General features: G+C 67.4%; 27 protein-coding genes and 1 tRNA gene. 12 read left to right on the top strand and 16 right to left on the bottom strand.

Annotation, left to right across the window (positions count from 1 at the left end):
* Window positions 1-143: 143 nt before the first annotated feature.
* From psbO to KBZ19_RS09140, 3 genes are all read right to left on the bottom strand, one after another.
* Window positions 144-962: a photosystem II manganese-stabilizing polypeptide gene (psbO, locus tag KBZ19_RS09150; RefSeq protein ID WP_255100674.1), complete on the bottom strand. Its 819-nt coding sequence runs from the start codon at window positions 960-962 to the stop codon at window positions 144-146.
* A 112-nt stretch (window positions 963-1,074) separates the two neighbouring features.
* Complete coding sequence (gene coaBC, locus KBZ19_RS09145; protein ID WP_255100673.1) at window positions 1,075-2,367, bottom strand: bifunctional phosphopantothenoylcysteine decarboxylase/phosphopantothenate--cysteine ligase CoaBC; 1,293 nt, start codon at window positions 2,365-2,367, stop codon at window positions 1,075-1,077.
* Window positions 2,357-2,554: a DUF2555 domain-containing protein gene (locus KBZ19_RS09140; RefSeq protein WP_198948334.1), complete on the bottom strand. Its 198-nt coding sequence runs from the start codon at window positions 2,552-2,554 to the stop codon at window positions 2,357-2,359. Before KBZ19_RS09140 ends, coaBC begins: the two co-directional genes overlap by 11 nt.
* Before the next feature lie 204 nt (window positions 2,555-2,758).
* On the opposite strand from KBZ19_RS09140, the gene KBZ19_RS09135 reads away from it, so the two are divergent.
* Window positions 2,759-2,831 (top strand) — tRNA-Ala (locus KBZ19_RS09135).
* A gap of 431 nt (window positions 2,832-3,262) precedes the next feature.
* Here KBZ19_RS09135 and KBZ19_RS09130 read toward each other — a convergent pair.
* Both KBZ19_RS09130 and KBZ19_RS09125 read right to left on the bottom strand, forming a co-directional pair.
* A complete protein-coding gene (locus KBZ19_RS09130; RefSeq protein WP_255100672.1) occupies window positions 3,263-3,574 on the bottom strand; it encodes a hypothetical protein in 312 nt (103 codons plus the stop codon).
* 553 nt (window positions 3,575-4,127) lie between these two features.
* On the bottom strand, window positions 4,128-4,385 hold the full coding sequence (locus tag KBZ19_RS09125; protein WP_255100671.1) for a hypothetical protein: 258 nt from the start codon (window positions 4,383-4,385) through the stop codon (window positions 4,128-4,130).
* Between the two features lie 138 nt (window positions 4,386-4,523).
* Here KBZ19_RS09125 and KBZ19_RS09120 point away from each other — a divergent pair, with 138 nt between their 5' ends.
* From KBZ19_RS09120 to KBZ19_RS09110, 3 genes are all read left to right on the top strand, one after another.
* Complete coding sequence (locus KBZ19_RS09120; RefSeq protein ID WP_255100670.1) at window positions 4,524-4,685, top strand: PCP reductase family protein; 162 nt, start codon at window positions 4,524-4,526, stop codon at window positions 4,683-4,685.
* A 136-nt stretch (window positions 4,686-4,821) separates the two neighbouring features.
* Window positions 4,822-5,022, top strand: a complete 201-nt coding sequence (locus KBZ19_RS09115; protein WP_094514908.1) for a hypothetical protein — start codon at window positions 4,822-4,824, stop codon at window positions 5,020-5,022.
* Window positions 5,023-5,261: 239 nt separating this feature from the next.
* Complete coding sequence (locus KBZ19_RS09110; protein ID WP_311134152.1) at window positions 5,262-5,600, top strand: DUF565 domain-containing protein; 339 nt, start codon at window positions 5,262-5,264, stop codon at window positions 5,598-5,600.
* Here KBZ19_RS09110 and KBZ19_RS09105 read toward each other — a convergent pair.
* Together KBZ19_RS09105 and KBZ19_RS09100 are read right to left on the bottom strand one after the other, a co-directional pair.
* Window positions 5,587-6,621 carry an aspartate carbamoyltransferase catalytic subunit gene (locus KBZ19_RS09105; protein ID WP_255100669.1) on the bottom strand — a complete coding sequence of 345 codons (1,035 nt, stop codon included), beginning with the start codon at window positions 6,619-6,621 and terminating at the stop codon, window positions 5,587-5,589. The two genes, KBZ19_RS09110 and KBZ19_RS09105, sit on opposite strands and share 14 nt — an antisense overlap.
* Window positions 6,618-7,373 carry a DNA-3-methyladenine glycosylase gene (locus tag KBZ19_RS09100; protein WP_255100668.1) on the bottom strand — a complete coding sequence of 252 codons (756 nt, stop codon included), beginning with the start codon at window positions 7,371-7,373 and terminating at the stop codon, window positions 6,618-6,620. Before KBZ19_RS09100 ends, KBZ19_RS09105 begins: the two co-directional genes overlap by 4 nt.
* Before the next feature lie 21 nt (window positions 7,374-7,394).
* Between KBZ19_RS09100 and KBZ19_RS09095 the strand changes: the two genes are divergently transcribed.
* Window positions 7,395-7,538 carry a hypothetical protein gene (locus KBZ19_RS09095; RefSeq protein ID WP_198948333.1) on the top strand — a complete coding sequence of 48 codons (144 nt, stop codon included), beginning with the start codon at window positions 7,395-7,397 and terminating at the stop codon, window positions 7,536-7,538.
* Window positions 7,539-7,585: 47 nt separating this feature from the next.
* Here KBZ19_RS09095 and KBZ19_RS09090 read toward each other — a convergent pair whose 3' ends face one another.
* The gene (locus KBZ19_RS09090) at window positions 7,586-7,885 is read right to left on the bottom strand and encodes a DUF6679 family protein (RefSeq protein WP_255100667.1); all 300 of its coding nucleotides are present in this window, start codon (window positions 7,883-7,885) and stop codon (window positions 7,586-7,588) included.
* Window positions 7,886-7,965: 80 nt separating this feature from the next.
* Between KBZ19_RS09090 and KBZ19_RS09085 the strand changes: the two genes are divergently transcribed.
* Together KBZ19_RS09085 and gatC are read left to right on the top strand one after the other, a co-directional pair.
* The gene (locus KBZ19_RS09085; protein ID WP_255100666.1) at window positions 7,966-8,829 is read left to right on the top strand and encodes a creatininase family protein; all 864 of its coding nucleotides are present in this window, start codon (window positions 7,966-7,968) and stop codon (window positions 8,827-8,829) included.
* Window positions 8,830-8,877: 48 nt separating this feature from the next.
* Window positions 8,878-9,171, top strand: coding sequence for an Asp-tRNA(Asn)/Glu-tRNA(Gln) amidotransferase subunit GatC (gatC, locus tag KBZ19_RS09080; RefSeq protein WP_255100665.1), 294 nt, complete (start codon window positions 8,878-8,880; stop codon window positions 9,169-9,171).
* Window positions 9,172-9,181: 10 nt separating this feature from the next.
* On the opposite strand, the gene crtR is transcribed toward gatC, so the two are convergent.
* The 5 genes from crtR to pstS form a co-directional block, all read right to left on the bottom strand.
* Complete coding sequence (crtR, locus tag KBZ19_RS09075; protein ID WP_094514934.1) at window positions 9,182-10,222, bottom strand: beta-carotene hydroxylase; 1,041 nt, start codon at window positions 10,220-10,222, stop codon at window positions 9,182-9,184.
* A 41-nt stretch (window positions 10,223-10,263) separates the two neighbouring features.
* Window positions 10,264-11,412, bottom strand: a complete 1,149-nt coding sequence (locus tag KBZ19_RS09070; RefSeq protein WP_255100664.1) for a cell wall metabolism sensor histidine kinase WalK — start codon at window positions 11,410-11,412, stop codon at window positions 10,264-10,266.
* A 13-nt stretch (window positions 11,413-11,425) separates the two neighbouring features.
* A complete protein-coding gene (locus KBZ19_RS09065; RefSeq protein ID WP_255100663.1) occupies window positions 11,426-12,130 on the bottom strand; it encodes a response regulator transcription factor in 705 nt (234 codons plus the stop codon).
* 56 nt (window positions 12,131-12,186) lie between these two features.
* Window positions 12,187-12,822: a Crp/Fnr family transcriptional regulator gene (locus KBZ19_RS09060; protein ID WP_094514993.1), complete on the bottom strand. Its 636-nt coding sequence runs from the start codon at window positions 12,820-12,822 to the stop codon at window positions 12,187-12,189.
* 283 nt (window positions 12,823-13,105) lie between these two features.
* Window positions 13,106-14,086: a phosphate ABC transporter substrate-binding protein PstS gene (gene pstS, locus KBZ19_RS09055; RefSeq protein WP_255100662.1), complete on the bottom strand. Its 981-nt coding sequence runs from the start codon at window positions 14,084-14,086 to the stop codon at window positions 13,106-13,108.
* Window positions 14,087-14,332: 246 nt separating this feature from the next.
* Between pstS and KBZ19_RS09050 the strand changes: the two genes are divergently transcribed.
* On the top strand, window positions 14,333-14,983 hold the full coding sequence (locus tag KBZ19_RS09050; RefSeq protein ID WP_255100661.1) for a ParB-like protein: 651 nt from the start codon (window positions 14,333-14,335) through the stop codon (window positions 14,981-14,983).
* Between the two features lie 14 nt (window positions 14,984-14,997).
* Here KBZ19_RS09050 and KBZ19_RS09045 read toward each other — a convergent pair whose 3' ends face one another.
* Window positions 14,998-15,186, bottom strand: coding sequence for a hypothetical protein (locus KBZ19_RS09045; protein ID WP_094514955.1), 189 nt, complete (start codon window positions 15,184-15,186; stop codon window positions 14,998-15,000).
* Between the two features lie 124 nt (window positions 15,187-15,310).
* Here KBZ19_RS09045 and KBZ19_RS09040 point away from each other — a divergent pair, with 124 nt between their 5' ends.
* Together KBZ19_RS09040 and KBZ19_RS09035 are read left to right on the top strand one after the other, a co-directional pair.
* Window positions 15,311-16,126, top strand: coding sequence for a sterol desaturase family protein (locus KBZ19_RS09040; RefSeq protein ID WP_255100660.1), 816 nt, complete (start codon window positions 15,311-15,313; stop codon window positions 16,124-16,126).
* Between the two features lie 129 nt (window positions 16,127-16,255).
* Window positions 16,256-16,627, top strand: coding sequence for an AbrB family transcriptional regulator (locus tag KBZ19_RS09035; RefSeq protein ID WP_094514962.1), 372 nt, complete (start codon window positions 16,256-16,258; stop codon window positions 16,625-16,627).
* A gap of 17 nt (window positions 16,628-16,644) precedes the next feature.
* On the opposite strand, the gene KBZ19_RS09030 is transcribed toward KBZ19_RS09035, so the two are convergent.
* Both KBZ19_RS09030 and KBZ19_RS09025 read right to left on the bottom strand, forming a co-directional pair.
* Window positions 16,645-16,896 carry a hypothetical protein gene (locus tag KBZ19_RS09030; RefSeq protein ID WP_094514966.1) on the bottom strand — a complete coding sequence of 84 codons (252 nt, stop codon included), beginning with the start codon at window positions 16,894-16,896 and terminating at the stop codon, window positions 16,645-16,647.
* Window positions 16,897-17,141: 245 nt separating this feature from the next.
* Entirely contained in the window at window positions 17,142-17,306 is a 165-nt protein-coding gene (locus KBZ19_RS09025) for a hypothetical protein (RefSeq protein ID WP_255100659.1), read from the bottom strand.
* 159 nt (window positions 17,307-17,465) lie between these two features.
* Here KBZ19_RS09025 and KBZ19_RS09020 point away from each other — a divergent pair, with 159 nt between their 5' ends.
* Window positions 17,466-18,395 (top strand): transglutaminase family protein, encoded by a 930-nt coding sequence (locus KBZ19_RS09020; RefSeq protein WP_094514970.1) that lies wholly within the window; start codon window positions 17,466-17,468, stop codon window positions 18,393-18,395.
* Window positions 18,392-19,246 (top strand): PhzF family phenazine biosynthesis protein, encoded by an 855-nt coding sequence (locus KBZ19_RS09015; protein WP_255100658.1) that lies wholly within the window; start codon window positions 18,392-18,394, stop codon window positions 19,244-19,246. The genes KBZ19_RS09020 and KBZ19_RS09015 overlap by 4 nt, the downstream gene beginning before the upstream one ends.
* Window positions 19,247-19,621 lie beyond the last annotated feature (375 nt).

Here is a 19,621-nt window from a genome sequence, read left to right as displayed (position 1 = left end):
CTGGGTGGTGAACAGGGGAGCCCGGCCCGATGGGCTCAGCGGTGGGGCGTCCGGAACGCCCGCGCCGATGGGAAGGGACGAAAGAGCCCTTCCGGAGACTGCTCCGGAAGGGCTTGGCGAAATGCGGAAGGCCCGGGCCTGGCTCAGGCCTCTTCGAGGCGTCCGAACAGCTGGCCGGTGACCTTCACGTCGACAGCCTGCTTGCCGCCCATGTCGGTGTCGGAGGGCTGGATCGCCGTGAACACCCCGGCGAATTCACCGGTGGCGCTGTCGACCTTGGTGATCGAGAGGCTCATGGAGCCGCGACCATCGATGTACTGCTTGGTGTTCTCCTTGGCCAGGGCTTCGTCGTCACCGGCCGGCACCAGGCCCATAGCGCTGCTGTAGCCGGTGGTGAGTCCACGGCCCTTGGGATCCAGGAAGTTGCTGGTGCGGTAGCTGGGGGTGCGGTAGGTGCCTTCGAAATCGGTGCTGGTGCTGATCGCGGCTCCGTTGGAGGTGGCCAGCAGCTCCTTGCTGGAGAAGGTGAAGGGCACTTCCTCACCACCGGGCATCAGCACGGTGATCGGCTGGAAGTCGATGCCGCCGAGCTCCTTGAAGGTGAGGGAGTCACCGGAGACCTTCAGGTCGCCATACACCTGATCGAGGCTGGAGGTGTAGCGGGTGAGGATCTTGCCGGCCACGAACTGGGCTTCCTGCCGCTTGTTGGCGGGTTCACCCTTGACGAACACCTCGCTGGGGTGGAGGCAGATGTCGCGAAGCTGATAGCGGGCGCCGGAATCGAGGGGAATCGTGCCGCGCGCAGAATCGGGAAGGGTGGGGCAGTCGTTGGCCTTGCCCGTGTTGACGATGTCTTCGTAGGTGACGTTGGTGCGATCAACAGCTTTGGCACCGCCGCCGCAGGCGGTGACCATGGTGAGGCAGAGCGCCAGCACGAGTGCGAGCAGGGGTCGGAAACGCATGGGGAGAAGCCGCGCGGGCAGGGTGAAACCTTGTTAAGGCGTGCGTCGCGGCGATCCTACAGAGGAGAAACCCGGGCTCCTGCAGCGCAGTTGCGCCTCTCAACAACATGACTCACAGCAGCCTGGCCGGTGCCGGTGGGGCAGGCTCGGAGGCCGGCGGGAGCAAGGCGCCGAGCGCATCCAGCAGCTGGTGGGCCACGGCCAGTTTCCCCATCGAAGCCAGCGGGCGCTCGTCGGAGCCCGGCCCCAGCAGCCAGCCCTGGTTGGTGGCGGCGGCGAATCCGGCACCGGGCTGATCAATCGGATTGGCGAACAGCAGATCACAGCCCTTGCGCCGGAACTTGGCCCGGGCCTGGGGCAGCACATCGCCGGAATGGGCCGCGAAACCGAGGATCCGCTGGCCGGGCCGGCGCTGGCTCACCAGTTGCTGCAGCAGGTCGGGCACCTCCTGCCAGCCCGCCTGCAGGGACAGCGCCAGCTCCTCCTTGCCCAGCTTGGTGGGCAAGGGCGCTGCCCTGCGGTGGTCGGCCACCGCCGCCGCCATGGCGATCGCATCGGCTTCGGGCTGGAGGGCGAGCAGCCGCTGCTGCAGCTCAGCGGCGGTGACCACCGGGTGAAGCTGCAGCCCCTCCAGCCAGGCGGCCTCCACGCTGAGCGGACCATGCACCAGATCCACCTGCGCCCCCCGCAGGCGGGCGGCCTGAGCCAGCAGCACCCCCATCCGCCCCGTGCTGGGGTTGGTGAGGCAGCGGGCCGGATCGAGGAATTCGCGGGTGGGACCGGCGCTCACCAACAGCCGACGGCCGCGCCAGTCACGGCTGGCGCCATGCAGGCGCAGGGATTCGAGCGCCAGTTCCAGCAGGGCCGGTTCGGCCATCCGTCCATCGCCCTGCCGGTCGCAGGCGAGCAACCCGGGCTCAGGGCCCAGCGGCAGCACCCCGGCAAAGCTCTGGAGGTCGTGCCAGTTGCGGCGCACCCCAGGGTTGCTCCACATGGCGGTGTTCATGGCGGCGGCGGCGAGCACCGGCGCCTCGGCGGCCAGCAAGGTGCTCGCCAGCAGGGTGTCACCAAGGCCATGCACCCACCGGGCCAGGCTGCTGGCACTCAACGGTGCCACCACCACCAGATCGGCCCATTCGGCCAGTTCGATGTGCAGCGGCCGCGCCGCCTGGTGGCTCCATTGGTCGGCCTCCAGCAGGCAACTGCGGCGGCTGAGGCTGGCCAGCGCCACCGGGCTCACCAGCCGGGTGGCACTGGGGGTGAGCACGCAGCGCGTCTCGGCGCCCCGCTTGGCGAGGGCACTCACCAGGCCCGGCAGCTTGACGGCGGCGATGCTGCCACTGATGCCCACCAGGATCCGGCACCCCGCCAGGGGATCAGGACGACTGTCGCCCTCATTCCTCATCGAACGGTTCCTGATCCACCAGATGGACGTAGGGGCGGGCCAGCTCCGGGCGGTGAATCGCCAGCGCCCGCATCAGGTGCCAGTCCTGCAGGCCAGCGAAGGGGGTGGGGTAATCGTCTTCATCGAGGCGGCGGGCCAGCTCGGCGATCGCGGCTTCATCAAAGGCCTCAAGCCGCTCGGGGGTGATCGCTGGGCCAGCGCTTCCCTGCGGCTGGCCGGCGGCCTCGGACGTGGACGGAGCGATGGGGTCGGCCAAGGCAATGGAGACAGATGTCCGGTTTCATTCCATCGCATCAACGGCCTGGCGGCTGCTCGCTGCCTCAACGGCCCTGCCAGCGAACGCCCAGCCGCCCCGGCAGACACCCAGGCGGCAGTGATAGCTTTTCGCCACGGGGAATTAGCTCAGCTGGTAGAGCGCTGCGATCGCACCGCAGAGGTCAGGGGTTCGAGTCCCCTATTCTCCATCGGCTTCTCAGACTTTCAGGCACTCCGTTCAAAGGGCCTCCGCCCTCTGCGGAGATAGGCGTAGACGAAAGACAGCTTTGCTGCAGCAGCCCGTCAGCCCTCTCCTCCCGTTCTGCCAGAGCCAGGAAGCCACTGAGGCCGCCATCGATGGGAGCCAGGCCATGCCGGCGAATGCAAAGCGGAGAGCCGGCACCCCTAAGCCATGAGGTGATGAGCCGTTGGTGACCGGACGGTTCGATTCATTGGCTCTGTGAGCTGGCGGTGGGACAAGCAGGATCACAGCGCCCGAGGCAGGCACGCCTGGCTGACGGAAGCGAATCGACCAACGGGAGCAGCTCAGCCAAGAGCGGAAAGGCTGGGCACGGAAAGGCTGCGCGCGGAAAGGCCGAGATGGGATCAGGCGCTGGCTTCTGCCTGAGCGACCGACGCTCTAGAAGTCGGCGTAGATCTTCTGAAAGGCAGCGAAGGTTTCCTGGTTGTTCATTCCAGCCACGACGACCACGATCGTGCCGATCTTGCTGCTGCAAGAGACATTCAGGGTCATCGGCAAGTCTGCGTGAGCGGCGTAGAAATCGGATTTGTCTACCACTTCATGCTCGGATGTAAACCCATGCTTGTTGGCGAGCATGGTGGCCCGTTGAACACAGCCTTCAACTGACTTGACGCCCAGGATGGCATCTGCGTACACATAGGGGACTGCCAAAGCCGGAAGTGGAAGGGCGATGGCGGAGGCCGCCAGCATGGCGAAGGGCGCCAGCCGTGCCGGGCATCCAAAGACTGATATTGCGTTCCGTGAACTCTGTACAGCTTACCCGGGTGAAAAAGATGCAACAAAGAATGACAACAATCCAACGCATTGAGCAGCGACCCATGCGCATGGAGCACAAACCATGCGCATGGAGCTGCGCGAACCATGCCGTGAATCAGCCGCGCACCATCTGCAGACATCACCCCATCAGAGTGGTCGGGCCCATGGATTCACAGATTCATCCAAAAGGCGAAGAATCCACGGCAGGCGGCCACCTGCACTCTTCCACCGTCTCCACCGGTGGAGGGCGGCTCACGGACTGAGCAACTCCTGCACTGAAGAAGAGATCTCGCTCCTCAGGGATGTTCAGCGCGGGGCGCCAAGCACCGGCCAGAGATCATCCTCTGCTTCTCACGAACGGGAGCCGTTCAAGCCTCACGTTCGGGAAGCCTTCAGGTCTCACGTGGGAAAACCCTTCAAGTCTCACGCACCCGAGGAGCTCAACTCCCGCGGGGGAAAGCTCTTCAACTCTCTCAAGGGCAGCGCTTCAACTCTCGTGTGCTGAAGCCGTTGAACTGGTGCTGGCATCGAGCAAGCCGGCGAGGGCGGCCTGATAGCTGTCACGGTCGGCGGGGTCGCCCACAAGCGTGATGGCACCGCTGTCGGGCCACCAGTTGAGGCGGAGGTTGGTCTGCTTTTCGTCGAAGACGAACATCTCGTACGCCCCCTTGTGCTCCCAGTGACCGGGATGGTCGAGGCTGGTGACGATGGACTTGAGCTCGTTGAGGCTTCCGTGAAACTGCACGCAGGGGGCATCCGATCCGCCCACTCTTGCAAAACGGCTGTCTCCGGCCTGTTGCCTATGCAACCTGACGCCAGGCCTCCCCTGCCGATGCGATGGGCCGCAAGGCCTCCCCACATCCTCCAACGACTGACCTGAACCATGGACTGGACCAGCGACGCCGAGCAGAAGCTCAAGGAAGTGCCCTTCTTCGTGCGCCCCGCCGCGCGGCGACGGATCGAAGCGCTGGCGCAGGAGGCGCAGCTCAGCACGATCGATCTCACCTTCTACGACGAAGCACGAGCCCGCTTCGCGCGCCGCTGAGCACACCGGTTTCCGTGCCACCGACGGTGCGGCAGGCACGGCTGGGGGACCTTCTCCGGCTCAACCCTTGCCTGGCCAGCGGGTCAGGGGGGGTCGATAGGGTAAAAGGGAGCTCAGCATCCTGCCTCCCGCCTCCATGTCGCAGTCAAAGCGAGAACAGGTCGTCAGCCATCTCCGCTACATCCGTCAGGAATTGCGCGAAATGCACCAGGGCGTCATGGAAGACGGCCTGCTGCCCGAGGCCGGCGAGGTGCGCGGCGTGATGGCGCAGATGGAAGCACTGCTCGAACTGCTCGAGGGCAAGGGCGCCCGCAAGAACAAGGACGGCGACGGCTGAGGCCGGCGGTCCCTTGACAGCACCGGCCGAGGGTGCATCTTGCCGGGACGCGAAACCATCGGTTGTCTGGGGCCGTTCCCATCCCCCTGGCCCGGGCCCTGCCCGGGCCTTTTTATTTCAATCCCCTATGGATGGCGTTTGGGGGTACCCCCCACACCAGAAATGGTGTAAAAAGTGTTCGGCAGTTGTCCGGGCCAGGTGATGGGGATCGCCAGCCGTTGCTCCTGCCACCCTCTTCCGTGACCCGCCTGCAGCAGACCAGGCTTCATCGCCAGATCGGTCTGGCCGGTGAACGGCTGCAAGGTTGGGCCCACAATCCCTGGCGCCGGCTGTCTCTGCAGGTGATCACGCTGCTGGGCGGCTTCTTCATGGGGGGCTCGGTGGGCATGCTCATCGGCGCCCTCTCCTATCTCGACCCGGTCGCCGCCCTGGCCAGCGTGGCGCTGATGGAGCTGTCGGTGCGCACCCGCCGCGCCCTGCTGCAGCAGAGCGGCGACCGTCTCACCCTGCAGCTGATCGATGCCGCCCGTACCGGCTTCCTCTACGGGCTGTTGCTGGACGGTTTCAAGCTGCTGTGAACGGGTCGGGTTCAGCGGCAGCCAGCAGATACAACAGCGCCATGCGGATCGGAATGCCGTTGCGCACCTGCTCTTCCACCAGGCAGCGGCTGGGATCATCCAGCAGCGCACCGCTCAGCTCCACGCCACGGTTCACCGGCCCCGGGTGCAGCACCGGCACCGGCTTGCCGCACAACTCCAGCCGCCGGTGGCTGATGCCGTAGTGGCGGTGGTAGGTGTCCAGACTGGTGAGCAGGTGCTGGTGCATGCGCTCCTGCTGCAGGCGCAGGGTCATCACCGCATCGGCGCCCGGCAGGGCCTCCTCCAGCTGACGCGCAATGCGGATCGAGCCGCGCCGCTCCACCGGATCGTGCGCCTGGCCCGGCGGCGGTGCCTGCACGAAGGCCGCGAAGCCATCGGGCAGCAGCGTGGCAGGACCGCAGAGCACCACATCGGCGCCGCAGGCGGTGAGCGCCCACAGGTTGGAGCGGGCCACGCGGGAATGGAGCACATCCCCCACGATCACGATGCGCTTGCCGGCCAGGGCAGCGGGTGTGGGCGCCGTCGGCTCGAACCAGCGGGCGAGGGTGAGCAGATCCAGCAGGCCCTGGCTGGGATGGCTGTGCAGACCATCGCCGCCGTTGAGCACCGCCACCCGCTCGCCGCTGCGGTCGAGGGCGCGGGCCATGGCGGCGGGTACAGCAGCGCAGGCATGACGCACCACCAGCACGTCGGCGCCCATGGCCACGTAGGTGCGGGCGGTATCGAGCAGGCTCTCGCCCTTGCTCAACGAGCTGGAGGCCGGTGAGAAACTCTGCACATCGGCCGACAGCCGCCGGGCGGCCAGCTCGAAGCTGCTGCGGGTGCGGGTGCTGGGCTCGAAGAACAGGCTGGTGACCAGACGGCCCTGCAGGGCCGGCAAACGCCGCGCGCCGCTGGTGGGCAGGGAGCGGAAGCGCTGCGCCAGCTCCAGCACGGTGGCGAAGTCGGCGAGGGAGAAGGCGGAGAGATCCAGCACATGGCGGTGGCTCCAGCGGCTCATGGCAGCCCACCCGGTGTGGCCATCGCGGCGGGGCAGAAGGCCACCGCCGGCCGGGGCGGGCGATCGCCCCGCGCGCGGCGGCTGACGCTGCGACTGGCGCGCAGATACCAGCGCCAGGGCAACTCCTGGGCCTGGGAAATGCCGATGCGGGTGGTGCACACCATCGGGTCGTCGCCCGCCTGCTCACAGCCCTGCCACCAGCGCTGGAGCGCCTCCGGGCGCGGCGCGATCCAGGCCCCCTGCGGCGGTGCCAGCAGCTGGCGGTCGTGGCAGCGGTTCAGGCCGAAACGCCGCGCCAGCAGAGCGGGGCCGGCAGCGATCCGCTCGGCCTCGCCCGGCAGGGCCACGGCCCTGAGCAGGACCCCACTGGCGTAGTCGTCGTGTCCTGTGACCACATTCACGCAGTGATGCAGGCCGTAGGTGAGATACACATACAAGCGGCCCGGCGGGCCGAAGAGGGTGTCGTTGCTGGGGGAACGGCGGCGGTGCCCATGGCAGGCGGGTTCACTCTGGCCATAGGCCTCGGTTTCCACCACCACCCCCCAGACATGGCCGCCACCGGGCAGGGCGCGCACCAGCAGGCAGCCCACCAGATCGGGGGCCACCTGCTCGGCCGGACGGGCGAAGGCCTTGAGCGGCAGGCCGGCGCCGGCCGCAGCGGGCAGCCGGTGATCGCTCGCGCACACGGCTGCGCCCGCCGGGTCGCCACCCGCCAGACTGGCGCCGGCGGGGGTGGTCACAGTCCCTGCCATTCGTCCGATCGGCTCCTTCCCTTGTCCAGCGCTCTCTCCAGTTTCAACCTCGGCACCGTGCTGCTGGCCGGCAGCGGGCTGTTCGTCCTGGCCACGCTCTACTTCGGCACCCGCGGCGGCTTCTACGACACCGACGATTACGACGGCAACGGCACGGCCCACTGAAGTGGAGCCAGCGGGCGTTGTGCCTGGGCAAACCCGCCCAGCCGCGTTCAGCCCTGGCTGTGCAGCCGTTCCGATTCCGGGCAGTCGTCGGCGGTTTCCAGATCCTCCGCACTGCCGCTGCGGCTGAAAGAAGCCAGCCGGGTTCTTACGGAACCAATTGAATCCAGCCGCACGCTCTCCTCCCAGCTGTGGCGCTCGTCGTCGTCGGCCATGTCGTAGCGGAGGGTGACCAGATCGCCCACGATCTCCACCACGGTGGCCTGCTCGATCCAGCACTGCTGATCCCGCAGGAACACCCACACCGGGCGTTTCTCGCTGCAGAACTGATCCAGCTTGCGGTGCAACATCACCCTCCCGGCCAGCGCCGGACGAGGCCGGGTCAGGCCCGGTTGGCTTCGATCCTAGAGATGATGCACGGGACACTTTCATGCGGCGGCCGCGCCGCCTTTCGCCGGTGAGCACCACGTCCTCCCCTGCACCGGCCACGGCGGGCAGCCCCGCCGTTCCGGGCCCGGTGGCCAGTCATGAGGCGATCCGGCTGCAGCTGCGCAGCTGGCCGGAGGTGGAGGCCTACCTGGAGCACTGCAAGGGGGTGATCGTGCCGCTCGGCTCCACCGAACAGCACGGGCCCACCGGCGCCATCGGCACCGACGCCCTCACCGCCGAAGCGGTGGCGCTCGAGGTGGGACGCCGAACCGGCGTGCTGGTGACGCCCGCGCAGGCCTTCGGCATGGCGGAGCACCACCTGGCCTTCCCCGGCACGATCAGCCTCCAACCCGCCACCCTGCTGGCCGTCCTGCATGACGTGGTGCTGTCGCTGGCACGGCATGGCTTCCAGCGCATCTTCGTGATCAATGGGCATGGCGGCAACATCGCCACGGCGCGGGCCGCCTTCGCCCAGGCCTACGGCACCGCCGCCGCCCGCGGGCTGCCCCATGCCACCGAGCTGCGTTGCCGGCTGGCCAACTGGTTCATGGCGGGGCCGGTGATGCGGCAGGCCCGGGAGCTCTATGGCGATCGTGAAGGGCACCACGCCACCCCCAGCGAAATCGCCCTCACCCTGCACCTGGAGCCCAGCCTGATCGCCCTGCAGCGCCCCTTGCCGGAAGCGGCGCCGGCGGGCCCGATCCACGGGCCGGAGGATTTCCGCCGCCGCCACCCCGATGGGCGCATGGGCTCCGATCCCTTCCTGGCCACCGCCGCCCATGGCGCGGCCATCCTCGATCAGGCCGCCAGCGCGCTCACCGCCGATCTCGAAGCCTTCCTCAACGACGGGGAACCGGCCGACTGAACGGGTGGGCTCAGGCTAGGTTCGGCCTCAGATGTGAGCTCCGGTGCGATGAGCAGGATCGACAGCGACGACGTGCGCAAGGTGGCCAAACTGGCCCGCCTGGAGCTGCCTGAAGAGAGGATCGCCACTTACACCAGCCAGCTGGAGCGCATCCTCGATTACGTCGCCCATCTCGAGCAGGTGGACACCGAGGGCGTGCCAGCCACCACCCGCGCAGTTGAAGTGGTGAACGTGACCCGCGAAGACCGGGTGGATCCCACTCCCGTGCGCGAGGAACTGCTGGGGTTGGCGCCGCAGCGCCAGGGCGATTTCTTCCGGGTGCCGAAAATCCTGGCCGACTAGCTTCTTTCGCTCAGCTCACCGTGGAGCGGGGCACAGGGGAAACGGCGGTGCGGTGCAGCAGCGCCAGCACATGGCGGCGGGCACGGGGGCTGGGGAAGAGCGCGGCGATCGGTCGCAGGCGACTGCGGCGGCGCTTGTGGCTGCGGATGCCGCAGAAGATGTCGTAGAGGAAATTGATGCCGTCGTGGCGGGTTTCAAACAACCCCAGCCGCTGCGGTGAGCCTTTGGATTCGAGCAGATCCTGGGTGGCGCGGTAGGCGTCCTGATACTCGAACCAGGGAATCGAGGGCCAGAGATGGTGAACCAGGTGATAGTTCTGGCCCATGATCAGCCAGTTCATCACGCGACTGGGATACACCCGGGCGTTCTGCCAGCGGTTGCGCGAAAGGAAGGGGCGGTGAGGCAGATAGTCGAAGAAGAGGCCCAGTGTGACACCCACCATCAGCGCCGAAGCGAACCAGACGTTGAGCACGAACGGCAGGAAGTTGAAGCGGATTGAAGCGGCCACGATCGTGAAGAACAGGGCCCGGGCCAGACCCCACTCGAGCAACTCCCAGCGCCGCCAGAGGCGATGGCGGAAGAAGAACACTTCGTGATAGAAGAAGCGCGGCGCAATCAACCACAGCGGCCCGAACGTGGACACGATGTGGTCGGGGTCGCGCTTGGGATCGTTCACATGGGCGTGGTGCTGAAGGTGCACCCGCGTGAACACCGGAAAGCTGAAGCCCAGCAGCAGCGCCGCGCCGTGACCCATCACCGCATTCCAGAAGCGGTTGGGATGGGCGGCGTTGTGGCAGGCATCGTGGATCACCGTGCCCTCCAGGTGGAGCGCAAGGAAACCGAGCAGCAGCAGCACCGGCAACGACCAGTTGCCCACGAACCAGCCCCAGATGCAGAGCCCGGCCAGGGCGTAGCCCGCCAGAAACAGACCCACCGTGGGATTCCACGGCTCCGGCGGGTCGAGATACATCTTCGGCACCGACTGCCGCACAGGAGCCGTGCTGGCGGAGGCGGCATGCTGTTCAGGCGGGAGGGCCAGAGCTTGTGTCATCCCCTGATCCGACGCCCTACTGGCAATGGTGAGCCCTCACCTTACGGGGAAACCGAAGGAAGGGGCGACTCGCCCCGCGGCAGCACCAGCTCCACCAGGGCACCGCCGGCCGGATGGTTGCGAGCCTCCACCCGACCGCCGTGGGTGAGGGCAATCTGCTGCACGATCGCCAGGCCGAGGCCGCTGCCGGAGCGGCGGCTGCGCACCCGGGAGGGATCACCGCGGTAGAAGCGCTCGAACAGATGCTTGAGGTCAGTGACGCTGAACCCACAGCCGCGATCGCGCACCGTGAGCTCCCACCACTGCCCCGTGCCGCTGATTCCCACGTCAATCGCGGTGCCGTCGGGGGTGTAGCGCAGGGCGTTATCGAGCAGGTTGAGCAGAGCCCGGTGCAGGCGGCTCCCATCCCCCCGCAGCGGCGCGCTTGGGCAGGCCGCCAGATCAAGGCTCACGGCGCGCTGGTCGGCCAGGGGGCGCAGGCTGCTCCAGGCCTCCGCCAGCAGGTCGCGCAGGTCGAGGCAGCGGTAGCGCTCGTCATCGCCGGGGAGGCTGTTCTCCAGCCGCGACAACTCCAGCAGGTCCCCCACCAGCTCCCGCAACCGCTCCAGCTCACGTTGCAGCCGCTCGATCAGCACGACGTTGGAACGGGTGGCCTGGGCGGCCAGGCTGTCGCCCACCAGCAGCAGGGCCGTGAGGGGCGTCTTGAGCTCATGGGCCACATCACTCACCCAGCGGCTCTGTTGATCAAGCTGGGATTCGAGCGAGCGGCGGCTGCTGAGCCACACCGCCATCCAGCCGTCCTCTCCGGGCAGGAGGGTGGCTTCCAGCGGCTCGGCCCCGAGGCTCCACTCCACCCGCTGGGCCCGCTCCAGCCGGCGGGAGCGCTGGACTGCCTCCTCCAGCTCGGGTGAATGAACCAGCTGGCTGAGCTCTTCGCCACGCAACAGCGAATCGGCGGGCAGCTGCAGCAGATACTCAGCCTTGGTGTTGATCGCCTGGATGGTGCTGGCCCGATCGAGGGCCAGCCAGCCGTGCGGGGCCGCATTCAGCCAGGCGAGCAGCTGGGAGCGGCTGAGCGGGGGTACCGCCAGCGCACGGGCCTGAAGCGAACGGCGCCGCCAACTGGCGGCCGCCCGGGCCAGGCCCCAGCCGATCAGCACGCCGAAGGCCAGGGTGAGCAGAGACCTCACGGGAACACAGCCCTCAACCGAAGCGGTAGCCGAAGCCTCGCACTGTGAGGATGTGTTCGGGAGCGGAGGGGTTGGCCTCCAGCTTTTCCCGCAACCAGCGGATGTGTACGTCCACGGTCTTGGTGTCCACCACGTAGTCGGTGCCCCAGACCTCATCAATCAGCTGGTTGCGGTTCCAGACCCGGCCGGGGTTCTGCATGAAGAACTCCAGCAGGCGGTATTCCTTCGGCGAAAGGTTCACATTCACCCCCTCGCGGGTGACACGGAACTCATCGGGATAGAGGGTGAGACCCGCATGGCTGATGGCGGGGCGCACCGGAAAGCGCTCGGACGGGCCCTGGGAGCGGCGTAGCAGGGCGCGGCAGCGGGCCACGAGTTCACGCAGCCCGAACGGCTTGACCAGGTAATCGTCGGCGCCGAGCTCAAGGCCAAGCACCCGATCGGTTTCGGTGTCACGGGCGCTCACCATCAGGATCGGTGTGTGGGCATCGCTGCGGCGCAGATGGCGGCACACATCCAGACCGCCCACACCAGGCAGCATCAGATCCAGCACCACCAGATCAAAGCCACCGCTCGACGCCTGCTGGCGGGCATCGATCTGGTTGATCGCCTGACGGCCGTTGGAGGCACACACCACATCGAAACCTTCATGGCGGAGTGCCTCTTGAAGGGTGGTTCTGATGCCTTCATCGTCATCGACGATCAGCAGCCGTGGCATGGGGGTTCCGGCCCAGGGGGCATCCTGGGCTGAAGCTAGGCCAGGCTCCTGCCGGCTCATCGGCGCTTGGGCAGATGGCTGATCACCAGATGGCGCTGCCCATCGATCTGCAGCCAGCCCTCTTCACGCAGCACGCCCAGCACGCGGGTGACGGTGACGCGGGTGGTGGAGAGGGCGCTGGCCAGTTCCTGATGGGTGAGCCGCAGGTTCAGCCGCAGGCCGGTGTCGCAGGCCTGGCCATAATCCTGAGCCAGCAATTCCAGGAAGCCGCGCACCCGTTCTTCAACGCGCCGCAGCCCCAGCAGCGACAGCATGGTTTCGGCCTGGCGGTAGCGCGACACCAGGGCCTGCATCATCGCCATGGCGAGATGGGGGGACTGCTCGATCTCAGCGCAAGAGAGGCAGAGCAGATCGGAATCGCAGATCGTGTAGGCGCCATACGCCTGCACATTGGTGAGCGGCTCGCCGAAGGGTTCGTTGGGGCCGGCCAGGCCGAGCAGCAGTGCATCGCCGTGCATGGTGACGGCCTCAAGTTTCACCATGCCGCGCACCACCAGCCAGATGCTGTTCTTGATCAACGGCACACCGCTTCCGGCGGTGACGTGCAGCAGGTTGCGGTTGCGATAGCTGGTTTCGAGGATGTCTCGAATGGCGCCGCTGCGGCCGGCATCGCGGAAAGGCGTCGAAACCATGGCCATCACCCGGGGACACCATTGAGCGTATGGAGGACTACCGACAACGAGGCAAAGGCCGGATAAGCAGTCGGTTAAGCAGCGGCTAAGGCGCCGGGCGGCGAGCAAGGCACAAGGGCTGGGCCGCCCCCAATCGGGTGCAATGGTTCAAAGAGGCTGCGGGTCAAGACAAGTTCAAGACCAAGATCAACGCCCCTTAAAAAGAAAGGGGGGGCGAAGCCCCCCTTGCGATCAGGAACGACCGAGATAGCCCTTCCGTATGGCGATAACCAGCGCCTGAGGATCAGGAGCCGATGTTGGCGATGGCCTTGCGGGCGCTGTTGAGGATGGCGCCGCGCAGGGGCACATATCCGAGGTCGTCAGCCTTGCCCTGGGCGGCAGGGCTGAGCAGATGGGTCATGGCCGCACGGATCGAGCTGGCCTTGGCGCCATTGCCCTTGCGGTACGCCAGCACCCAGGTGAGGGTGGCGATGGGGTAGCTGTCAGCGCCCGCCGGGTTGGGTTCTTCACCCGCCAGCATGGAGTTCAGCTTGATGTTGTTGAGGGCGGCGGCGCCACTCTTGAGGTTGGGGAGCACGAACTTGCCCGCCTTGTTCTGGACGGCAGCCGCGCGGATCCGGCCCTTCACGAACGCCTGGTTGAGGTAGCCGATCGAGCCGGGGGTGTTCTGGATGATGCCAGCCACGCCTTCGTTGCCCTTGCCGCCCACACCGACGGGCCACTTGACGGCTTTGCCTTCACCCACGCGGCTCTTCCAGGCCGGCGAGAAGGAGGACAGGGAGTTGGTGAACGCGAAGGTGGTGCCGGAGCCGTCGGAGCGGTGAACCACGGAAATCCGGCCGGGCTTGCAACCCAGTTGCTTCCAATCGTTGATCACACCCAAGAACACATCAGCGGCCTGCTTCTGGGTGAGCTTGAGGTTGCAACCGGGCTGGTTGAAGGCGATCGCGATCGTGCCACCCACAGTGGGGAACTGCACCACGCCACGGCTCACCTTGGCAGCATCAGCGGCGCTGATCGGCTCATCGGTGGCACCGAAATCAACAGTGCCGGCGATGAATTGGCGCACACCAGCACCGGAACCAACCGACTGATAATTGACCCTGGTGCCACCACCAGCGGCGAGATCAGCGAAGGCTCGTTGGTAGAACGGGGCCGGGAATGTGGCGCCGGCTCCATTGAGTGCGGTCTGTGCTGTAGCCGCCGCACCAACGCCGAGAACAGCAAGAGAACCAAAAACCAGGGCCTTCTTCGCGAAGGTCATTGGAGCAGCCGATTGAAAGACCACTGATAGTTAGCAGCGACAGATGACCAGGCGTGTAATGGAATGGTTAAGAGCCTGTCAAGATCAGAGAGGAATGGAACATTCTCCGCGCGAACGGGCTGTTCATGAACGAAACAACCGATCAAATCGTGTAGAGAGCAACTCCCGCCCGCAGGCCAAGCTGTCTCCACCGGCCACGCCGGCAGCGCCTGACCGCACCCTCCTCCGGACACACCCCTCCCGTTCATGTCCCAGCTGCAGCAACCCTTCGAGCCCCTGCCGCCGCCGCCCGAGGCCGAGGCACTGATCGAAGTGCCGGTGGCGGAGCTGCAGCCCACCCAGATGTGCATCGGCATGGCGGAGGTGCTGCACCGGCGCGCCGACTTCCGGGGCGAACCCGACAAGCAGCGGCGCAACTACCTGCGGAAGAAGCCGGTGCCGTTGGCGCGCAGCGCCGCTGGCGGCCTCTGGATGGTGGACCGGCACCACCGCCTGCGCGGCCTGCTGGATGTGGACCCCGGGGCCACCGCCTATGGCTACGTGGTGCGTCAGCTCGACCACAGCGACCGACCCTCGGTGCTGCGGGAGCTGCAGGTGCTGGGCTGGCTGTATCTGTTCGACGGCCGCGGCCAGGGCCCCTTGCCGCCGGAGCGGCTGCCCAGCAGCCTGCTGGACCTGCACGACGACCCCTACCGCAGCCTGGTGTGGAAGCTGAAGCGGGAGGGGGTGATCGAGGCGGCCCCCCTGATTCCCTTCCATGAGTTCCGCTGGGGGGCCTGGCTGCGTAGCCGGTACCTGCCACCGTTCACCTCCCTGCGGCTGGAGCCGGCCCTGCCGGCCGCCCGCGCCCTGGCACGCTCCCAGGCCGCCTCGCGGCTGGCGGGCTGGAAAGGCTGAGGGCTAGCAGCTGATCACGCAGCAGCTGGCGGAACCCGGTGCAGGGGATTCCCAGGCTTGACGGCGTTCTGCAGCCGGTCGCGGTCCGCGAGGGCGGAGTCGTGTGCCCGCTCCCGGAAGGCGGTGGTGACGGTGGTGACGGTCAGGACCAGCACGGCGCTTCCAGCCACGGCCAGGAGGGCCAGCCGTCCTGTGCCGACCACCGCCGGTGTGGCATTGCGAACAGAACCTTGGCGGGTTGGGGGGACAGCCGGGAGCGTGCCAGGGGGAAACCCACCCTGGAGGAATCGGCCAGCGCCCATACGGTGAAGGGAATGGCGGTCAGGCATGCAGAGCCACGGGTTCGGCTTCTACGTGGTGGTGTTCTTCGCGGTGATCGTGCTGCGCTACTTCCTCGTGGCCGGAATCTCCCATCTGCTGTTGTACCGATCGGAGCCGACGGGCGCCACGGCGATCATGGCCGCAGCGGCTTCGTCGCAGCCTCCGGCGATCGGCCGCCGCCCCTCGCGCCGCTGGATCGGCCATGACATCCGGCTCTCGATGATGTCGGCGGCGATCTTCGCACTGGCCACCGCCGCGATGATGACGGCCTACAACCATGGCTTCACCCTGCTATACGACGGCACCAGCATGCGTGGCCTGCTCTATGCCGCGTTCAGCTATGGCGCCGTGCTGATCCTGCAGGACGGTTATTTTTTCGCCACCCATCGGTTGTTCCATCACCCTGCCCTGTTCGCGCGCTGGCATCAGGGTCATCACCGATCGCCGTGCCCTACACCCTGGACCTCCTTCGCTTTCGATCCGGCCGAAGCGGCGGTCCAGGCGGTGTTCCTCGTGGCGATCGTGTTCGTGGTGCCCCTCCATGTGGTGACCCTGCTGGCGGTGCTCACCACCATGAGCGTGTGGGCGGTGGTGAACCACCTCGGCCTCGATCGCCTGCCCGGTTCATTTCCGCACCACTGGCTGGGACGCTGGGTGATCGGCCCCCAGCATCATTCGCTCCACCACCGCAGGCACAGCGTTCACTTCGGTCTTTATTTCACGTTCTGGGACATCCTCTGCGGCACCCAGGATCCTGTCTATAGCAGGGAACTGAGCCCTCGTCCAGAGCCATCATGCCCAGTGTCGCCAGGGACCAGCTAAGCGAAGACGCTCCATTTTCGGGCTCGGTCATACGATGTTGCCGCTGGATCGCAGCTTGAATTGGCCACCCACTTGCAGAGGCATACCCTTCGATTGCTATGTTGAAGACGTCTTCAGGCGCATCCGAACATGCTCACTGGATCTGATTTGCTGGCCAAAGTCAAGGAGCTTGGCGATGCCTCCAAGTCTGAGCTCGTCCGCAGCTGCGGTTATCTCAGCACCAAGAAGGACGGCACCGAGCGGCTCAACTTCACGGCCTTCTACGAAGCTCTGCTGGAAGCCAAAGGCGTGAGCCTCGGCAATGGCGCGGGCTCACCGGTCAGCAAGGGCGGCCGCAAACTCAGCTTCGTGGCCACCGTGCAAGGCAATGGCAACCTGCTGGTGGGCAAGGCCTACACCGGTCTGCTCGATCTCAAACCCGGCGATGAGTTCGAACTGAAGCTGGGCCGCAAGCAGATCCGCCTCGTGCCGGTCGGCGGCGACGACACCGACGAAGACTGATCGTCGGCCCTGAGCGATCAACCCTGGGCGAAGGGTGTTGCAGCCAGTTGCTGGCGCAGCCGATCAATTGACCGACCGGTCCTATCGTGCTGCGCCACCCAAACGAGCGGGCACAGGATCAACGAGAAGCCCAGGGTGAGCGGGACCAGTCCCAGCGCCCACAGGATGCATCGGTTACCGCAGAGATAGTGCACCCGCTGGTGCTCGTTGATCATTCCGTACCGCCGGGCGGCCATCACGATCGCCTGTTCTTCTTCCGTCAGTCCCATCGCCAGGGGGCTCTTGGAGGCGCAGAACTGTTGTAGAGGCCCAGGGTTGAGGTTCCGTTAAGGCCACCAAGCCGGAGCACCCGTCAGGGTTTGTGGCACCACAGGCGGTTGTGTCGACCGTCACGGCGATGGGCTGGACCGGGTGGTCGCGTGTGCGGCGTCGCCAGTTGTTGTGTTGGCGTGTGTGTGGTGCCCGGTTCCGTGGTGCCGGTCACCGGCAGCGCGCGGGGAATGGGCCTGGCTGCTCAGGTGTTGTCGGCTCGTTCGATCGGCGCCAGGCTGCGCAGATAGCGCTTGCGCTGCCCTGAAGCCCAGGGCTCGTCGATGCGCGTGGACAGGGCGCCGTCGGGGTCGGCTTCAGGACCGGCCGGCTCAGGCCCGGCCAGGGATCGGGGAAGCGACTTGTTCATGACGAGACATTAAGGAGGCGGCTGGCAGGCCGTTGGTGCGCGGCACAGCCAAACGCATGTGTCAGCGAATGCCAAGCGATCCGGCGGCTCAACCTACGGGAGGCACGATGGTGAAACCCCCTTGCACCAGCCGGCGCCGAGGCCGAACTCCCCCGACTGATGCTGTTTCACATCCGCCATCGCCTCGATTACAGCTACGACCATCCGGTCTTCCTTGAGCCGATGACGCTGCGGCTGACACCGCGGCAGGACGCGAGCCAACGTCTGCTGCGTCACAGCCTGCGCATCGTGGAGCCCCCCCTGGGCCAGGCGAGCATCGTGGAACCCGACGGCAGTGATGCCGTGGTGCTGTGGTTCGGGGAGAAGCGGCAGTCGCTGGTGATCGAGGTGGAGTCGGTGGTGGAGACCCTGCGCGACAACCCGTTCGCCTGGATCGTCACCGATGCCGGCGCTCAGCACCTGCCGGCGCACTATCAACCGGGGGAAGCCGCCTCGCTGGCCCCCAGCTGCGGCGGAGCCGTGGCGGAGCCGGTGCGCAGCTGGGCGGCCGAGCTGGCCGCCGGTGCCCAGCACCACACCCTCGATTTCCTCACCCAGCTCACCGACACCATCCACCTCACCTTCCATCACGTGGGCCGGCCTGACGGTGAACCGCTGCCCGCCAGCGACTGCCTCACCAGCCGCTGCGGTGCCTGCCGTGACACGGCGATGCTGTTCGTGGAGGCCTGCCGCAGCCAGGGGCTGGCGGCGCGCTTCGTGAGTGGCTACTCGATGCACCACCCCCCGGAGGTGAGCGAGCAGGAGCTGCATGCCTGGGCGGAGGTGTACTTGCCCGGCGGAGGCTGGCGTGCCTACGACCCGAGCCTCGGTCTGGCCGTAGCCGACGGCCATGTGGCGATCGCCGCCGCCCCCGACCACCAGCTGGCCGCACCGGTGTCGGGCACCTACCGCGGCACCGGCATCGGTTCCAACATGGGTTACACCGTGCGGCTGCGGGCGGCGGCAACCGCCGCGGAGCTGAACCTGCCGCCAGCCGATGCCTTCCCCGGTGGCGGCGCTTCGCTTGGCGAGGGGGCCGCGATCCGTTGAGCCTTTCCCCCACCCTGCCCTCCCAGCTGCACCGCCTGGCCGCCTTCACCGACCGCGCCGATGGTGGCAATCCGGCCGGGGTCTGGATGGGCGAGACGTTGCCGCAGGTGGAGGCGATGCAACGCCTCGCCACGGCGGTGGGGTATTCGGAAACCGCGTTCCTCACACCAGACCACGGCGACCAGTGGCAGGTGCGCTACTTCAGCCCGGTGGGGGAGGTGCCCTTCTGCGGCCACGCCACGATCGCGGCCGCCGTGCTGCTGGCGGACACCGGAGCAGGCCGGAGCTTCGTGTTTCAGACCCCGGTGGGGGCGGTGCCGGTGCAGGTGGAGGAGCGGGAGGGCGTGCTGCAGGCGTCGCTCACCTCGGTGGAACCCCGCCAGGCGCCGGCCTCTGAGGCCCTGGTGGCCGGGGCACTCGAGGCCCTGGGCTGGCAGGCGGCGGAGCTCGACCCGGCCCTGCCAGCGGTGAAGGCCTACGCAGGCGCCTGGCACCTGGTGCTGGCCGCCGCCACGGCCGAACGCCTGGCCCAGCTCCACTACGCCTTCGAACCCCTCAAGGCGCTGATGCTGCGCGAAGACCTGCTCACCCTGCAGCTGGTGTGGCGCCAGGACCGCCAGCTGTTCCACAGCCGCAACCCCGCTCCGGTGTGCGGGGTGGTGGAGGATCCGGCCACCGGCTCGGCCGCTGCCGCGCTCGGCGGGTACCTGCGCGCCGCTGGCCTGGTCCCCGTGCCCACCACGCTGCAGATCCGCCAGGGCGAGGCCATGGGCCGGCCCAGCCAGCTGCGGGTGACGGTTCCGCCCACCGGCGGGATCGTGGTGAGCGGCGGCGCGGTGCGCCTGCCTTGAGCGGGCGGGGCCTGGGTCTGGGGCTGGGTATAGGCCTGGGTCTGGGCTTGGTGATCGCCGGCGGCACCGGCAGCGCAGCAGGCGCTGGTGGTGCTGGGCCCACTGCCCACTGCGAGGCGCTCCGGGCCGCGCTGGAGCAGGTCCTGCGCCAGGCACTGGCGGCGGAAACGGCCTTGCTGTCGCGCACCCGCCGCGAGATCTGCCCCGACCTGGAGGCGCCCGCTGAGGCGCCGGCTGAGGCGCCGGCAGTGGTGCCGCCAGTGGCCGGGACGTCCAAGGCCGCCGGGGCTGGCACAGCCGAGGCCCCGGCGATCGATTTCGGTGCCCTGCGGGCCTGCCGGCAGGAGGCCGAGCGGCAGGTGCAGAGCCGCTGGC

It is taken from the genome of Synechococcus sp. L2F (genome assembly GCF_024345695.1).
GTDB lineage: Bacteria > Cyanobacteriota > Cyanobacteriia > PCC-6307 > Cyanobiaceae > MW101C3.
This window is presented reverse-complemented; position numbering and strand designations above follow the sequence as displayed.

Bases quoted from the DNA above. Each gene is read 5' to 3' on its own strand.
- KBZ19_RS09115 (WP_094514908.1), top strand. From the start codon at position 4,822: ATGTCGCAGTCAAAGCGAGAACAGGTCGTCAGCCATCTCCGCTACATC.
- KBZ19_RS09035 (WP_094514962.1), top strand. From the start codon at position 16,256: ATGCTCACTGGATCTGATTTGCTGGCCAAAGTCAAGGAGCTTGGCGAT.
- KBZ19_RS09040 (WP_255100660.1), top strand. From the start codon at position 15,311: ATGCAGAGCCACGGGTTCGGCTTCTACGTGGTGGTGTTCTTCGCGGTG.
- KBZ19_RS09085 (WP_255100666.1), top strand. From the start codon at position 7,966: ATGCGGCGGCCGCGCCGCCTTTCGCCGGTGAGCACCACGTCCTCCCCT.
- crtR (WP_094514934.1), bottom strand. From the start codon at position 10,222: ATGACACAAGCTCTGGCCCTCCCGCCTGAACAGCATGCCGCCTCCGCC.
- pstS (WP_255100662.1), bottom strand. From the start codon at position 14,086: ATGACCTTCGCGAAGAAGGCCCTGGTTTTTGGTTCTCTTGCTGTTCTC.
- KBZ19_RS09060 (WP_094514993.1), bottom strand. From the start codon at position 12,822: ATGGTTTCGACGCCTTTCCGCGATGCCGGCCGCAGCGGCGCCATTCGA.
- KBZ19_RS09065 (WP_255100663.1), bottom strand. From the start codon at position 12,130: ATGCCACGGCTGCTGATCGTCGATGACGATGAAGGCATCAGAACCACC.
- KBZ19_RS09030 (WP_094514966.1), bottom strand. From the start codon at position 16,896: ATGGGACTGACGGAAGAAGAACAGGCGATCGTGATGGCCGCCCGGCGG.
- KBZ19_RS09090 (WP_255100667.1), bottom strand. From the start codon at position 7,885: ATGTTGCACCGCAAGCTGGATCAGTTCTGCAGCGAGAAACGCCCGGTG.
- KBZ19_RS09100 (WP_255100668.1), bottom strand. From the start codon at position 7,373: ATGGCAGGGACTGTGACCACCCCCGCCGGCGCCAGTCTGGCGGGTGGC.
- KBZ19_RS09025 (WP_255100659.1), bottom strand. From the start codon at position 17,306: ATGAACAAGTCGCTTCCCCGATCCCTGGCCGGGCCTGAGCCGGCCGGT.
- KBZ19_RS09050 (WP_255100661.1), top strand. From the start codon at position 14,333: ATGTCCCAGCTGCAGCAACCCTTCGAGCCCCTGCCGCCGCCGCCCGAG.
- KBZ19_RS09120 (WP_255100670.1), top strand. From the start codon at position 4,524: ATGGACTGGACCAGCGACGCCGAGCAGAAGCTCAAGGAAGTGCCCTTC.
- gatC (WP_255100665.1), top strand. From the start codon at position 8,878: ATGAGCAGGATCGACAGCGACGACGTGCGCAAGGTGGCCAAACTGGCC.
- KBZ19_RS09130 (WP_255100672.1), bottom strand. From the start codon at position 3,574: ATGCTGGCGGCCTCCGCCATCGCCCTTCCACTTCCGGCTTTGGCAGTC.
- psbO (WP_255100674.1), bottom strand. From the start codon at position 962: ATGCGTTTCCGACCCCTGCTCGCACTCGTGCTGGCGCTCTGCCTCACC.
- coaBC (WP_255100673.1), bottom strand. From the start codon at position 2,367: ATGAGGAATGAGGGCGACAGTCGTCCTGATCCCCTGGCGGGGTGCCGG.
- KBZ19_RS09105 (WP_255100669.1), bottom strand. From the start codon at position 6,621: ATGAGCCGCTGGAGCCACCGCCATGTGCTGGATCTCTCCGCCTTCTCC.
- KBZ19_RS09020 (WP_094514970.1), top strand. From the start codon at position 17,466: ATGCTGTTTCACATCCGCCATCGCCTCGATTACAGCTACGACCATCCG.